Genomic DNA, 14,239 nt, shown 5'->3' on the forward strand with positions numbered 1-14,239 from the left:
TGCTCTGCCGCCGTAGCAATGAAACGTTTGCTGCGCAGTGGGGTCTGAGCTGGGTCTAGCAGCCGGGAGACAGTCATGTCAGCCAAGCAGCATCCAGTGGAACTCAGTGCCGAGGACCGCTCGACAGTGGAGCGCGTGGCGCGCTCGTACCGACGCTCGACGCGGGAGCGGCTGCATGCGCGCATCCTGCTGCACTCGGCTGACGGGGCTACGGATGCAGCCATTGCTGCAGCATTGCGCAGCTGCGTGGCGACGGTTCGCCGAGTGCGCCAGCACTGCGCTGAAGAAGGCTGGCAGGCGGCGGTGTTTCGCCGACCCCAGGCGCATCGCAAGGCCCGCGCGCTCGATGGCGCAGGCGAAGCGCAGCTCATTGCCCTGGCTTGCAGCGAGCCGCCCCGTGGCCAGGAGCGCTGGAGCCTGATGCTGCTCAAGCAGCGCCTCATCGAGCTGCATGTTGTGGACGCCATCTCTCGGGAAACCGTGCGCCGCACGCTCAAAAAAACGTTCTCAAGCCGTGGCTGAAGAGGTGCTGGTGCATCCCGCCCAAGGCCAATGCCGAGTTCGTCTGCCGCATGGAGGACGTGCTCGACGTGTATCAGCGGCCCCACGACCCGGCACAGCCCCTGGTGTGCTTGGACGAGGCCAGCAAACAACTGCTGGGCGAGGTGCGTGCACCGCTGCCGCTGCAGCCGGGCGCGCCTTGCCGCCAGGACTGCGAATACGAGCGCCACGGCACAGCCAACATGTTCATGCTCTACGCGCCGCTGGAGGGCTGGCGCCATGTCGATGTCACCGAGCGGCGCACCGCGGTGGACTTTGCCCATGTCATCAAAGACTTGGTGGACGTGCACTTCCCACAGGCCCTGCGCATCGTGCTGGTCATGGACAACCTCAACACCCATGGCCCGGCCTCTCTGTACGAGGCCTTTGCCCCACCTGAGGCACGGCGTCTGGCGGCCAAGCTGGAAATCCATTACACGCCCAAGCACGGTAGCTGGCTCGACAGGGCGGAGTTAGAGCTCAGCATCCTGGCACGCCAGTGCCTGAGCGACCGCATGGACAGCCGCTCTCATCTGGCCAGTGAGGTTGCCGCCTGGGAAGATCGCCGCAACGCCAGTCATGCCACCATCGACTGGCGCTTCACCACCGCCGACGCCCGTATCAAACTCAAGCGTCTTTACCCAGCAGTGCAACCGTGACGGAGCACTAGCTTTGCACTACGGGCCGCCAGCATGGCTTGAGCGCAACTACACGATGCAGCCTTACGCAATCTCCACAGTAGCCGAATTCCTCAAAAGGGACGACGATTGCTGCGGTGCAGCATTTCGACAGATGTTGCGCCCACAAGGCGCCTGGCTGCCTCACCCGCCTCTCAGGGCACACCCCACCGACAAGGCCAAAGCCATGCACATCAACTCGTCAGAAATTCCCTCCAAGAACAGTCCCCCGCCGGAGTACGAGGCGACCATGGATGACCTTCAGCGTCGGGCGGATCTGGGCGAGCTGACACTGGCACAGGCCAGGCGGGAAATCCTTCAGTTGCGCAAGCGGCTCGGACTTGATGCCGCTTTTCTGACGCAATGGGCAATGCGTTTCCACGGCTGATTCTGTGTAGGTTGAGGTTGACCCGAGGCTCTGCAACAAGCCTGGTTTTCTGACCGCGTCGCGCCAGCGCACGGTTGCTACGCACTGGCACTGGTGCCGGTGCAGACGCTCGGTGGGTGCCATTGCCTTCAGTCCAAGGCAGCCACGGCAGCCAAGCGGCTTGAGCAAGCTGCACACACCCGTACTGCTGCCTCCACAGCAATGGCATCCCGGTTGCCATCGTGGGCTGTCTAAACCAGCAGGACTTCAGCATGAAACAGACTGTCGTTGGGTTGTTTGACTCCGAGGCAGACGCGCAACGCGCGCTGCAGATACTCACCGCCAAAGGCACCGATCCAAGCCACGTTCAAATCACCCACGCCGAAGACGCCTTCAGTGCCGACTCGGCCACGCAGGCCGACGCCGGTACGGCGAACCGTGTACGGGGCTTCTTCTCAGACATGTTCGACCCCGCCGACGAGCGCGAGGTCGGCCACTATGCCGAGGCGGTGCGCCGCGGTGGTGCCCTGCTCAAGGTCGAGATCGACGACGATGCACAGCTCGACGATGTGCGCGAAGCGTTCACGACAGCCAGTGCCGTGGACATCGACCAGCGCATGGAAGCATGGCGTGCGCAGGGCTGGACTGACAGCGCGGGTACGGCAGCCGTCCAATCCTCCGAAGGCGTGATCCCGGTGGTGCAGGAGGAGCTCCGGGTTGGCAAGCGCGTGGTCAGCACCGGCGGATTGCGGGTGTACGCCCGCACCGTCGAGACGCCCGTGAGCGAGACGGTGCAGCTGCGCCAGGAGCATGTCCAAGTCGAGCGCCGTCCGGTGGACCGCCCGGCCACCGCTGCGGACCTCGCCGACCTCAAGGACCGCACCATTGAAGTGGTCGAGACCGCTGAGCAGGCAGTGGTGCAGAAAACCGCGCGCGTGGTGGAGGAAGTGCGCGTGGGCAAGACAGTGGAGCAGCGCACCGAGCAGGTCAGCGACACGGTGCGCAGCACCGAGGTCGAGGTCGAGCACATTCCGGGCACTACGACCGTCGGTACGTTCGACAGGGACTACTACCGCAACGACTTCAACGCCCGCTTCGCGGCCGAGGGCGGTCGCTACGAGGACTACGAACCGGCCTACCGCTACGGCCACGATCTGCGCGACGACCCGCGCTACGCTGGCCGCAGCTGGGACGAGTTCGAGGCTGATGCGCGCAAGGATTGGGAGGTACGCAATCCCGGCAGCGCTGGCGCTTGGGACCGGATGAAGGCCGCCGTGCGCCGCGGCTGGGAGCGCGTGAGCTCGTAATCCAGACAGGCATCCTTTATGGAAAGGGACGGCTAGGCCGCCCCTTTCCATATCCATGCCAGCTTACCCAACGCCCGCTTGCAGGACGGCAAGCCGGCAACCCATGGCCGCTCACGATTGGTCATAGGTGCCACCGTGCGCAGCTACTTCCGGCGGATCTTGGCAGCGCACTGCGGCTGATGCACAGGTTGCTGCAACAGTACAGGTCGTGGCCAGTTCGGCGCAGTACAGCTACTGTGTCGCAACATCAGAGGCGGCCGGGAACCTAGCCCGTATGCACGTGCAGCGCCGACACAGCGGCCAGCCTGGTCTGCTCCCCACGGCGATTCTGGGCCAGGAGCCGCTGGATGCTTTTCTCCCAGCCCAGCAGCCAGCTCGTGGCTTGACGGGTGCGCTTCGGGGACGGGCATGCGCATGCTGGAGACTGCGCGCCCGCGGTGAAGTCTTGCTGCCAGAGGGTGGGGGCCACGTCCGGCATGTCGTCATCGTTGTCCATGGGGCGAACTTACGAACTCTGGCACAGACCGGAAAGTGATGAATCGGCGGCCGCAGATAGTCAATTTGCCCTAGGAGCACGGCCAGTTGTGGAGGCCAACAGTTCCAGGTACTTGCGCCGCACTCGAGCGGCAGCGGTGCTGCACAGCCAGCGGCAAAGTCGCAGCGGTGGGCGGCTCGGCAGTGCAAGATGCGTGAGATATGCGGCGATGCACAACAGAAAAGTAATGTCGAAAAGCAACCGTGTTCAGGCCAGTAGATCCCTGAGCTATGGATTGCGCCGCTAGTCCGATGTCAGCGGCTCGGTGTTCAACGTCGAATGAAGAGTGGGCGCTGCCGATGCCGTTGCTGCCGCCACGCGAGACAGGCTGCAAGCCTTACGGGACCACCGCCCCGTGCTGGACAGCGACGTTCTCCCGGCTGTGCATTGGCACGCCATGGCACGCTTTGCTGTGTCGCTTCGGCCCCTGGCCGAGCGTGTACTGGCGCCAGGACTGTTGGCATGGGTACGCAACTGCCGCGCGTCAATCTGGATGAGAGCGGCCAAGATAGTTGACGCCGGCCAGCTTCCCAGGCCTCGAAGCTACCGAAGGCCTGCGCGATGGCCTCGCGCTCCATCGCACTCGGCTGCCCGTCGCCACCCAGGTTCTCGAAGTAGAGCTCGTGCAGGACCACCGAGCCGGTACGGATAAGGTGCTCGCGCTTGAGGTCGTTATAGACGTAGGGCGGCACCTCCGGGTCACCGGCGGCCTGCGCCATCCGCGCCTTGACCTGGGCCAGCGCCTTCACCGAGCCGCCGTAGTTGTTCTCCCAGTGCGAGCGGATCAGCCGCTCCGAGAGTCCTTCCAGCTTTGAAGGATCGAAGGGCAAGGGCTTGAGCTCGGTCTGGCTCTGGAAAGCAGCAGGCGTGGTCATCGTGGTTGCTCCTTGACGGTCATGCGGTTTCGGCCTGGCACCAGGCGTAGAGCGCGTCGTACAGCACCATCCCGTGGCGCAGCATCTCGTGGTCGTCGGCAAAGCTGCGCGACAGCCCCAGCGAGATCGCCTGCAGGCCCGCGGACTGCGGTGTGAGTTCCAGGCGCGAGGTGTCGGCGCCGCGCACGATCAATGCCATCCGCTGCAGCGCCGGCTCGGCCAGCTCGTACTTCCGGACGAAGGCGTCGAAGCTGCACAGCTCGCCCACGTGCCCCATCTCCACGCCGGGGACGTCGTAAGGCACGGCGCCCGTTTCATTGGCAATGGGCAGCACCTGGTCGGCCGGCACGTAGAGGAACTCCGGCGCCTCGTCGATGAAGCGCGCGATCAGCCAGGGACAGGCAATGCGGTCGATCTTGGGCCGCTCGCGGGTGATCCATTTCATTGCTCCTCCTTCACGGTCGCGCCCCATGGGCAAAGTCATCGAACGCCGTCACGCTATCGGCCTTGGTCCACACGCCCACGGCCCCTGGTCCCGTGATGTGGCGGTCATCCATCTCGATGCGCTGTTCGCCGTCCAGGGGCACCGCGATGTGCGTTCCGGTGAACTCCACGCGCAGCGTGTGCCAGGCGCCGCGCGCCACCGGCGTGTTCAGGTACTTCGGCGTCCTGCGCGTGCCGCGCTCGGTGTAATAGAGCGAGACGTTGTTCTCCAGCGCATTGGCGCGCGCGACGTAGTAGTGGTCGCCGTCCTTCCAGCGCCAAACCACGCCGCCGGCCTGGTCCTCGCGGCCGGCAATGGGCTTGAACTTCGCTTCAACGAAGCCGTCGGCCAGCGCGGTGCTGTCCTTCACGCACCAGGGGAAGGTGCCCGCGCCGTCCTGCAACAGCACGCGACTCGGGCTCGGTGCGCCAGGATCGGCAGTGACCGCCCAGCGGGGCTGGCCCTGGCCAGTGACGCCGCAGTGCCATCCCGCCGGTGGTGAGGCACCGACCGCATCACGCTCGAAGCCGTCGGCCTGTGCCAACGTGCCGCTGGACAGCAGCAGCGCCACAAGCCCGGTGAGGATGGGAGCCGCCAGCGTGCCTCGGCGCGGGAGCCGGACAAGCTCAATCGGGTTGTCCATGGGGCCTGAGCGCTTTCAGCGCAGCATCGGTGCGGCCAGCGTCACCGCCAATCCGACGGCCGCGCAGGCAGCCAGCAGCGGCATCACGCCGACCTTGAAGCGGAACAGCGCCACGGCCGCTGCGAGCGCGATGACGGCGGACACGGCGTCGAACCGGCCCTGGAAGCCCTGCGGCCACAGCACGTGGTAGGCGAAGAACAGCGCCAGGTTGAGGATCACGCCCACCACCGCCGCGGTGATAGCCGACAGCGGCGCGGTGAAGCCGAGCTTGCCGTGCGTCGCCTCGACCACCGGGCCGCCCGCGAGGATGAAGACGAAGGACGGCAGGAAGGTGAAGAACGTCACCACCGTGGCGGCCAGCGTGCCGCCCAGGAACAGGGCTTCGGGACCCAGCACTTCCTTGAACCAGCCACCCACGAAGCCGACAAAGGCCACGACCATGATCAGCGGCCCCGGTGTGGTTTCGCCCAGCGCCAGGCCGTCGATCATCTGCGGCCCGCTGAGCCACTGGTACTGCTCGACAGCGCCCTGGTAGACATAGGGCAACACGGCATAGGCCCCGCCGAAGGTCAGCATCGCGGCCTTGGTGAAAAACCAGCCCATCTGCGTGAGCGTGCCGTGCACGCCCTGCACGGCCACCAGAGCGGCCATCGCCAGTGCCCATAGTCCCAGTCCCACCAGCAGGATCTTGGCCAGGTGGCCACGCGAAAAGCGCGCATGAGCAGGCGTGGGCGTGTCGTCGTCGATCAGCGCGGGACCGTAACCCTGCTTGGCGCCGCCGTGGCCCCCACCCAGCGCGAACACCTGCGGCCAGCGCCGCGCGCCGAAGTGGCCGATCAGGCCGGCCGCCAGCACGATGGCCGGGAACGGCGTGTCGAAGACGAAGATCGCCAAGAAGGCCGCCGCCGCGATGGCCCACATCCAGCCGTTTTTCAGTGCCCGCGTGCCGATGCGGTGTGCCGCGTGCAACACCAGCGCCGTGACTGCCGGCTTGATGCCGTAGAACAGGCCAGCCACTACCGGCACGTTGCCAAAGCGCACGTAGATCCAGCTCAGCGCGATGAGGATGAACAGCGAGGGCAGTACGAAGAGAGCTCCCGCAACGATGCCGCCCCACGTGCGATGCATCAGCCAGCCGATGTAGGTGGCGAGCTGCTGCGCCTCGGGGCCGGGCAGCAGCATGCAGTAGTTCAGCGCGTGCAGGAAACGCTTCTCGCTGATCCAGCGCCGACGCTCCACCAGCTCGGTGTGCATGATCGCGATCTGCCCGGCCGGGCCGCCAAAGCTGATGAAGCCCAGCTTGAGCCAGAAGCGAAAGGCCTCGGCGAACGAGACCGGGGAAGGCGGCTTGGCCGCTGCGGCAGCGCCAACCGGCGTTGCAGTGGTCGTGGTGCTCATGGGTTCACTCTGCTTGGACAAGGCTTCAAGCCGGCGGTACGGGCTGCCATCACGGCATTACTCCTGCAAGACTCACTTTTCTTTTACTGCCGCGCGCTTGAAATGCGCGTACAGCGAATCCAGCACCGTGCCGATCTCGGCCAGCAGTGCATCGTCGTCATCGAGCCGCTCGCGGGCTCCTGCCATCACCGCTTCAAAGCCAACGGCCTCGGGAACGGGCTCACCACCCACGTCGAGCTGGTGGACCATCGCTGCGAGCCGCACGAGCGCGGCATCGTCCTCCAGGCCAAAGCTCGCCAGCAGCGTCTCGAAGCTCACACGCTCGCCCACGTGCGTGAAGGCGGCGCCATCGAAATCGAAGCCCAGCGCATCCTTAGGGCAGTCGCCGGGCTGCGCCAGCCACAGAAAGCGCGCGGCCGGATCGATGAAGCGGCGGATCAGCCAGGCACTGGCCACGCGGTCCACCCACAGCCGCCGGCGCGTGGCCCAGGTGCGCCCGCGGTAGGCGCCAGCGTCCAGGCGCGGAATGGCTCCGGCCGTCTCGTGCGGTTCGTCAGGCGCGAGCACGCGCTGGATGCGCCGCTCCAGCTCGGCCCACGCTGCCTGGGTTTCGGTTGCGGCGTCAGCAGGGAAAAAGTCGATGACGCGCACCGCCTCGTACTCCCTGGACAGGCGCCGCTGGAGCCGCGTGAGCTCCTGTGGCGAAAGGTTGGCCAACGTCGCTGCGGTTTCTTTCCACGTCTTGCGCAGCCCGGCGTAGGCCTCGCTGCGGTCGAAGAGCACCTGCCAGGCCTCATCTTCGCTAGGCCAGCGCGGCTGCACGGCCATCAGCCATGCCGTGCCGCCTTCGCGCGTGCATTCCTGGGCCAGCTCCTGCAGGGCGTCCGCGCGTTCGCCCCCTGCGGGCATCAGGTAAGCGCCGTCGCGCAGCGCTTCACAGCCCTGGCTCTTGAGGGCACGCCAGATACGCATGCGCGCCGTGGCGCTGGCCGTGGGCAAAGACACCACCAAAAGTAGCCAAATTGGTGTAGCAGTATCTACATTCATGTCGCGAATAATACTGACATGTCGTGGATGCTACGTGCATGTCGTCATCTCTTCAAGCCGCTGTGCGAAGCGTGGTGCGGCTCTACCCGCAGGCCTGCTTCGCTCTATAGCCGGTGCGCTTCTCCACTCGCTAAGCAAACACAACCTATCTGTTGCAGGGTTAACCCTTAAGTTGGCCCATCGATTGCTGCGATGCAGCAAGACCCCGTTTGGAACGCCTAGTGGTTGTTCCAAGCCTTTCCGCCAGGGTGGCCGGGGTAACAAGCCTTAAGCGCCCAGGGCGGAAACACGTGCCAAGCAAGGAGGAATGCCCATGACACACCACTTCATCGCTCCCGTTCTCCAACGGCTCCAGCGCCTTGGTCTGCAGGAAACAGCCCATGCGCGGTCTGGCGCTTGGCGGCGCAAGGCACGCACGCAGCGACTCAACCTGGCGCTGCAGGGAGGCGGCGCTCACGGTGCCTTCACCTGGGGCGTGCTCGACGCGCTGCTGGAAGACGGACGGCTGGACTTCGAAGGGATCAGCGGCAGCAGTGCAGGTGCCATGAACGCCGCAGTGATGGCTCAGGGCTGGGTCCGTGGCGGACGCGACGGTGCCAGGGCTGCACTTTCAAGGTTCTGGTCGGCCATCGGCCAGATGGTTCCCGCAGCGCTGATGGCCCAGGGCAGCGGCGAGGACATGCGGCTGTCGCCCACGGGCAAGCTGCTGGTGAGTTGGAGTACGCAGTTCAGCCCCGCACAGCTCAACCCGATGGCGATGAACGTGCTGCGGGAGCTGCTGCTGGAAATGGTCGATTTCAACGACCTGCGTCAGCACTGTCCGTTCAAGCTCTTCATCGGCGCCACGCAGGCCAACACCGGGCGGCTGCGGGTGTTCCGTGAGCATGAGCTCACGGTGGACATGCTGCTGGCCTCGGCCTGCCTGCCCCGGCTCCACCACCCGGTGGAAATCGACGGGCAGCCGTATTGGGACGGCGGCTATTCGGCCAACCCGGCCGTATTCCCGCTGTTCTATGAATGCGACTCGCCCGACGTGCTGCTCGTGCTGCTCAACCCGCTGGAGCGCGAGGGCACGCCGCATACATCGATCGAGATCCGCGAGCGGATTTCGGAGCTCGGCTTCCATGCCCATTTCATGCGCGAGATGCAACTGTTCACACGTGCCATGGCCAGTGCGGCTCCTTCCTTTGTCAGCAGCGGCCCGCTGGAGCGAAAGCTTCGGGCAATGCGCTTTCACATGATCGAGCCGGGACAGTGCGCCAGCATGCGGCGGCCCGAAACCAGGCTGCTGGCGCACATGCCGTACCTTCAGCTGCTGCACGACCAGGGGCGCGAGCATGCCGCGGCCTGGCTCACAAACCATGCGCAGGATGTCGGCAAGCGCTCCAGCATCGACATGGAGGATTGCTTTGCCTGAAGACCCGGCCAGGCGGACACCGGCCCTGCGGCGGCTGCGCGCTGCAATCCCGCCATCAAGATTGGCAAGGAACTGCTTGACCTTGCCACTGTAGGAAGGTCCACAGTGGCATGGCTGGGTTGGTTCCGCGTGGTCAGAAGAGGCCGCACATGGACACCAGGCCTGGCGTCCAATCCGATGGGCATGACCTAAACTGAACTCATGTGGCGCTTGTTCCGGATCGCGATGATGTGGCTGCTGGCCGTCGCGCTGCCCCTGCAGGGCAGTGTCGCGGCCACGCTGCGCGTGTGCGGCCCGGGCCATGACCGCATGGCCGTGGCCGCCGCTGTCATCGTGGAACACGATCACGCGGCGCATCACCACGACGCCGCTGCGGCGTCTGCCCATGACGACACCGCTACGCAGAACCTGCACCAGAACGCACAACACAAGTGCAGCGCCTGCGCCGCCTGCTGCGTCACGGCGGCGTTGCCGGCCTCGGTGGTGCGTTTTGAAGCGGTTGTCGATGCCGCCGCCCCGCCGCCGGTCCTCGCCGACAGCCCGGCGGTTTTTCTGACGGACGGCCCCGAGCGACCGCCCCGGCTCCTGCTCGCCTGACGCGTCCCTGGCGCGGGTTCAGGCTGCTCTGCCCGTCGTCCGACGGCACAGGCAGTTCAAGTCCGCCGCCGTCCACGACCTTGCCCCACCGGCCGCTCGACGCGGCCGCATCGGGCCCGTCCAGCGAGCTTTCTCATGGCCTCATGGTCCTGCACCGCCGCAGTCGCGGTGCTCATTGCCGTCCCAGCCCTGGCTGCGGCGCAAGGCGCTGCCACGCCGGCAGCGCCGCAACCTGTCTACCGTTCTGCTTTCGAGGGCTACCGGCCTTTTACTGACGAACCGGTCCGCCCCTGGCGCGAGACCAACGACACCGTCGGCCGCATCGGCGGCTGGAAAGCGTACGCCCGCGAGAGCCAGGCGCCTGACGCCCGGCCCGCTGCGGCCAGCGCCAGCGCGCCCGCGCCCGCTGCCGCCGGCGGGGCGCACTCGAACCACCACGCCCCGGCCAAGCCATGACGACAGCATCCACGACCAACCCAACGATGCGCGCCTGGCCGCGCAAGCGCCTGGCCATCGCCGCGCTGGCGCTGGCACTGGGCGGCTGCGCCAGCACCGCCGTCCAACAGAACCTGGGGCTCGCGCAGGACGTGGCCAGCCAGCGCCTGGGCGCGCCCCTGAAGTGGCTGACCACGGATGAGGCTCGCCAGGAGGCCGGCGCCGACGTGGATCGCCTGCTGCAGCAGCCGCTCTCGGGAGACGACGCGGTGCGCATCGCGCTGGCCTATAGCCCTTCGGTGCAGGCGCTGCTGTCGGACGCCGCGGCCACCTCCTACCAGACGACGCAGCTGGCCCGGCTGCCCAACCCGGTGTTCGCCTTCGAGCGCCTGGTACGCAACGAAGGTGGCGAGCGGGAGCTAGAGATCGGGCGGGCGCTGAGCTTCCCGCTGCTGGACCTGCTGCTGCTGCCGGCGCGCACGCGCATCGCCAACGCGCAGCAGCAGCAGATCCGCCTGCGCATGGCCGGCGACGTGGTCCAGGCCGCAACGCAGGCGCGCCAGGCATGGGTGCGCGCCGTGGCGGCCACGCAGGCGCAAGCCTATTTCGAGCAGGTCAAGGAGACGGCCGACGCGGGCGCCGAGCTGGCGCGCCGCATGCAGTCGGCCGGCAACTTCAACCGCTTGCAGCGCGCCCGTGAGCAGGTCTTCAGCGCCGAGGCCGTGGCCCAGCTGGCCCGCGCGCGACAAGAAGCCTTGGCCAGCCGCGAGGCCCTGGTGCGCGCCCTGGGCTTGAACGAAGCCCAGGCGCAGGCCTTGAAGTTGCCTGAGCGGCTGCCGAACCTGCCCGCTGCGCCACGCGAGGAAGGCGCCGTGATGCAAGCCGCGCTCGACGAGCGGCTGGACCTGCGCCAAGCCCGCGCCGAGTTGGAATCCTCGGCCCGTGCACAGGGCATCACGACCGTCACCAGCGTGGTGGGCGACTTCGAGCTGGGCGCTGTGCGCAACAGCGAGACCGGCCGACCGCATCAGCGTGGCTACGAGCTGGCGCTGCCACTGCCCATCTTCAACGCCGGCGACGCGACGCGAGGCGCCGCCCAGGCGCGCTACATGGCGGCCGTCCACCGCACAACGCAGCTGGCCGTGGACGCCGCCTCGCAAGTACGCGAGACCTATGGTGCCTACCGCACTGCGTTCGATCTGGCGCGCCACTGGCGCGACGAGATCGTGCCGCTGCGCAAGACCATCTCGGAGGAGAACCAGCTTCGCTACAACGGCATGCTCATTGGCGTGTTCGAGTTGCTGGCCGACGCCCGCGATCAGGTCGCGGCCGTAGCCCAGGCTCTCAACACCCAGCGCGACTTCTGGCTCGCCGACGCGGCGCTGCAGTCCGCGCTCATTGGACGCCCTGCCACCGCGGGCCTCTCCCTGCAAGCCGCGCCGGCCGCGACCGGCGGCGGCAGCGCAGGCGGCCATTGAGTGCCACCCATGCCCACGACATTCCCTGGAGTCTTTCCATGACGACGAATCGACGTCGCTTTCTGGCCGGGTCGGCCGCCGTAGCCACCGCCTCGGTCAGCAAGGTGGCCATGGCCGCCTTGCCCGAGCCCGTGATCCAGACAAAGGCCGACACCATGCCGCCGCTCGTGCCCGGTACCGGTCGGCCCTACAACCCCGTGGTCACGCTCAACGGCTGGACCTTGCCCTGGCGCATGAGTGGCGGCGTCAAGGAGTTCCACTTGGTGGCCGAGCCCGTGGAGCGCGAGATGGCGCCGGGCTTCAAGGCGCACCTGTGGGGCTACAACGGCCAGTCGCCGGGGCCGACCATCGAGGTGGTCGAGGGCGACCGGGTGCGCATCTTCGTGACCAACAAGCTGCCCGAGCACACCAGCGTGCACTGGCACGGCCAGCGCCTGCCCAACGGCATGGACGGCGTCACGGGGCTGACCCAGCCCGGCATCGCGCCGGGCAAGACCTTTGTCTATGAGTTCGTGGCGCGCCGACCCGGCACCTTCATGTACCACCCGCACGCCGACGAGATGACGCAGATGGCCATGGGCATGATGGGCTTCTGGGTCACGCACCCCAAGGCCAAGCACCCGCTCATCGGCGAGGCCGACCGCGACTTCTGCTTCCTGCTCTCGGCCTACGACATCGACCCGGGCAGCTACACGCCGCGGATCATGACGATGCTGGACTTCAACCTGTGGACGTGGAACAGCCGCGTCTTCCCCGGCATCGATTCGCTCAACGTGCGCAAGGGCGACCGGGTGCGGCTGCGCATCGGCAACCTCACGATGACGAACCACCCGATGCACATCCACGGGCACGAGTTCGCCATTACCGGCACCGATGGCGGGCCCACCCCCCTCAGCACGCGCTGGCAGGAGGTGACGACCGACATCGGCGTGGGCCAGATGCGGCAGTTGGAGTTCATTGCCGACGAGGAGGGCGACTGGGCCTTCCACTGCCACAAGAGCCACCACACGATGAACGCCATGGGCCACAACGTGCCCACGATGATCGGCGTGGACCACAGCGGCGTGGCCGGGAAGATCAGCAAGCTCATCCCCGACTACATGGTCATGGGCGAGCGTGGCATGGCCGACATGGGCGAGATGACTATGCCGCTGCCCGACAACACGGTACCGATGATGACGGGCGAGGGCCCGTTCGGCGGCGTCGAGATGGGCGGCATGTTCAGCGTCATCAAGGTGCGCCGCGACCAGAAGCCCGGTGACTACTCAGACCCGGGCTGGTTCAAGCACCCAGCAGGCACCGTGGCCTACGAGTGGACCGGCCAGTTGGCCGAGCCCGCCCGCTCCAGTGACGCCGGGCGCAGTGCCATGCCACGCGCCGACAAGGGCGCGGCGCCCACTGAAGTGCAGGTGCGCAAGCCCAGCGGCCACAGCGGCCATTGATGACATTCACACACGAGGCAGTCCCCATGACGACATCCCATAAGGCCCTTTGCAGCATGGCCCTGGCGCTTGCCCTGGGCGCGTGCCTGGCCTGGAGCCCGGCGCAGGCGCATGGCGACCAGGAACACGCCAGGTCCGCCGGTCCCATCCGCAAGGAGCAAAAGGACTGGGGCATCGCTGGCGAAGCCCGCGAGGCGCGCCGCGGCATCGACGTGTCCATGGGCGACGACATGCGCTTCACGCCTAGCGCCATCAAGGTGCGCCAGGGCGAGACCGTGCGCTTCGTCATCCGCAACCGCGGCCAGCTGATGCACGAGTTCGTCATCGGCGACGAGAAGGCCAACGCCGAGCATGCCGCACTGATGGTGAAGTTTCCCGACATGGAGCATGACGAGCCCTACATGGCGCACGTGGCGCCGGGCAAGCAAGCTCAAATGGTCTGGACCTTCAACCGCCCAGGCACCTTCCAGTTCGCCTGCCTGATCGCCGGCCACTACCAGTCCGGCATGGTGGGCACCATCGAGGTCACCACACGATGAAAACGCAACGACGCCGTCTGCTGCTGATCCTGGCCGCGCTGCCTGTTGCCGCATTGGCACACGCCGCCGGCGCGCCGCTTGTAGAGGTCTGGAAAAGCCCGACCTGCGGCTGCTGCAAGGACTGGATTGCGCACCTGCAGGCCAACGGCTTCGCGACCAAGGTCAACGAAACCGGCAACACCGCGATGCGCAGCCGTATGGGCATCGACGTGAAATACGGCTCGTGCCACACGGCGCTCGTGGGCGGCTACGCGCTTGAGGGCCATGTGCCGGCGCGCGAGATCCAGCGCCTGCTCAAGGAGCGACCCGCCGCCATCGGACTGGCTGTACCCGGCATGCCCGTGGGGTCGCCCGGCATGGATGGCCCGGACTACGGCGGCCAGAAGGACCCCTATGACGTGCTGCTGCTGCGCAAGGACGGCACGGCCGTCACCTACCAAACCTACCGTTGAAGAAGG

General features: G+C 66.8%; 16 protein-coding genes. 10 read left to right on the forward strand and 6 right to left on the reverse strand.

All coding sequences use genetic code 11. The features are described from left to right. Positions 1 to 75 precede the first annotated feature (75 nt). From SM757_RS03420 to SM757_RS03430, 3 genes are all read left to right on the forward strand, one after another. A protein-coding gene (locus SM757_RS03420; RefSeq protein ID WP_322464373.1) for an IS630 family transposase occupies positions 76 to 1,199 on the forward strand; the annotation gives its coding sequence in 2 pieces (ribosomal slippage) (positions 76 to 505 and positions 505 to 1,199; 1,125 coding nt in all). Positions 1,200 to 1,404: 205 nt separating this feature from the next. Beyond that, positions 1,405 to 1,605: a hypothetical protein gene (locus tag SM757_RS03425; RefSeq protein WP_322464374.1), complete on the forward strand. Its 201-nt coding sequence runs from the start codon at positions 1,405 to 1,407 to the stop codon at positions 1,603 to 1,605. A 251-nt stretch (positions 1,606 to 1,856) separates the two neighbouring features. Continuing rightward, a complete protein-coding gene (locus SM757_RS03430; protein WP_322464375.1) occupies positions 1,857 to 2,891 on the forward strand; it encodes a YsnF/AvaK domain-containing protein in 1,035 nt (344 codons plus the stop codon). A 265-nt stretch (positions 2,892 to 3,156) separates the two neighbouring features. On the opposite strand, the gene SM757_RS03435 is transcribed toward SM757_RS03430, so the two are convergent. From SM757_RS03435 to SM757_RS03460, 6 genes are all read right to left on the reverse strand, one after another. Next, on the reverse strand, positions 3,157 to 3,387 hold the full coding sequence (locus SM757_RS03435) for a hypothetical protein (protein ID WP_322464376.1): 231 nt from the start codon (positions 3,385 to 3,387) through the stop codon (positions 3,157 to 3,159). Between the two features lie 308 nt (positions 3,388 to 3,695). After that, positions 3,696 to 4,301, reverse strand: a complete 606-nt coding sequence (locus SM757_RS03440) for a hypothetical protein (protein WP_322464377.1) — start codon at positions 4,299 to 4,301, stop codon at positions 3,696 to 3,698. A 19-nt stretch (positions 4,302 to 4,320) separates the two neighbouring features. Beyond that, positions 4,321 to 4,746, reverse strand: a complete 426-nt coding sequence (locus tag SM757_RS03445) for a chromate resistance protein ChrB domain-containing protein (protein ID WP_322464378.1) — start codon at positions 4,744 to 4,746, stop codon at positions 4,321 to 4,323. A gap of 10 nt (positions 4,747 to 4,756) precedes the next feature. Continuing rightward, positions 4,757 to 5,428, reverse strand: coding sequence for a hypothetical protein (locus tag SM757_RS03450; RefSeq protein WP_322464379.1), 672 nt, complete (start codon positions 5,426 to 5,428; stop codon positions 4,757 to 4,759). Positions 5,429 to 5,443: 15 nt separating this feature from the next. Then, positions 5,444 to 6,826 (reverse strand): chromate efflux transporter, encoded by a 1,383-nt coding sequence (chrA, locus tag SM757_RS03455; RefSeq protein WP_322464380.1) that lies wholly within the window; start codon positions 6,824 to 6,826, stop codon positions 5,444 to 5,446. Between the two features lie 72 nt (positions 6,827 to 6,898). Then, entirely contained in the window at positions 6,899 to 7,873 is a 975-nt protein-coding gene (locus tag SM757_RS03460; RefSeq protein ID WP_322464381.1) for a chromate resistance protein ChrB domain-containing protein, read from the reverse strand. Positions 7,874 to 8,186: 313 nt separating this feature from the next. On the opposite strand from SM757_RS03460, the gene SM757_RS03465 reads away from it, so the two are divergent. From SM757_RS03465 to SM757_RS03495, 7 genes are all read left to right on the forward strand, one after another. After that, entirely contained in the window at positions 8,187 to 9,290 is a 1,104-nt protein-coding gene (locus SM757_RS03465) for a patatin-like phospholipase family protein (protein ID WP_322464382.1), read from the forward strand. 201 nt (positions 9,291 to 9,491) lie between these two features. Continuing rightward, positions 9,492 to 9,887 carry a hypothetical protein gene (locus SM757_RS03470; RefSeq protein WP_322464383.1) on the forward strand — a complete coding sequence of 132 codons (396 nt, stop codon included), beginning with the start codon at positions 9,492 to 9,494 and terminating at the stop codon, positions 9,885 to 9,887. Positions 9,888 to 10,022: 135 nt separating this feature from the next. Further along, positions 10,023 to 10,343 carry a hypothetical protein gene (locus SM757_RS03475; protein ID WP_322464384.1) on the forward strand — a complete coding sequence of 107 codons (321 nt, stop codon included), beginning with the start codon at positions 10,023 to 10,025 and terminating at the stop codon, positions 10,341 to 10,343. After that, positions 10,340 to 11,800, forward strand: a complete 1,461-nt coding sequence (locus SM757_RS03480; RefSeq protein ID WP_322464385.1) for a TolC family protein — start codon at positions 10,340 to 10,342, stop codon at positions 11,798 to 11,800. Before SM757_RS03475 ends, SM757_RS03480 begins: the two co-directional genes overlap by 4 nt. Positions 11,801 to 11,838: 38 nt before the next feature. Beyond that, positions 11,839 to 13,242, forward strand: a complete 1,404-nt coding sequence (locus SM757_RS03485) for a multicopper oxidase family protein (RefSeq protein ID WP_322464386.1) — start codon at positions 11,839 to 11,841, stop codon at positions 13,240 to 13,242. Between the two features lie 26 nt (positions 13,243 to 13,268). Further along, entirely contained in the window at positions 13,269 to 13,781 is a 513-nt protein-coding gene (locus SM757_RS03490) for a cupredoxin domain-containing protein (protein WP_322464387.1), read from the forward strand. Then, positions 13,778 to 14,233, forward strand: coding sequence for a DUF411 domain-containing protein (locus tag SM757_RS03495; RefSeq protein WP_322464388.1), 456 nt, complete (start codon positions 13,778 to 13,780; stop codon positions 14,231 to 14,233). The genes SM757_RS03490 and SM757_RS03495 overlap by 4 nt, the downstream gene beginning before the upstream one ends. Positions 14,234 to 14,239 lie beyond the last annotated feature (6 nt).

This window comes from Azohydromonas lata (assembly GCF_034427735.1).
GTDB lineage: Bacteria > Pseudomonadota > Gammaproteobacteria > Burkholderiales > Burkholderiaceae_C > Azohydromonas > Azohydromonas lata.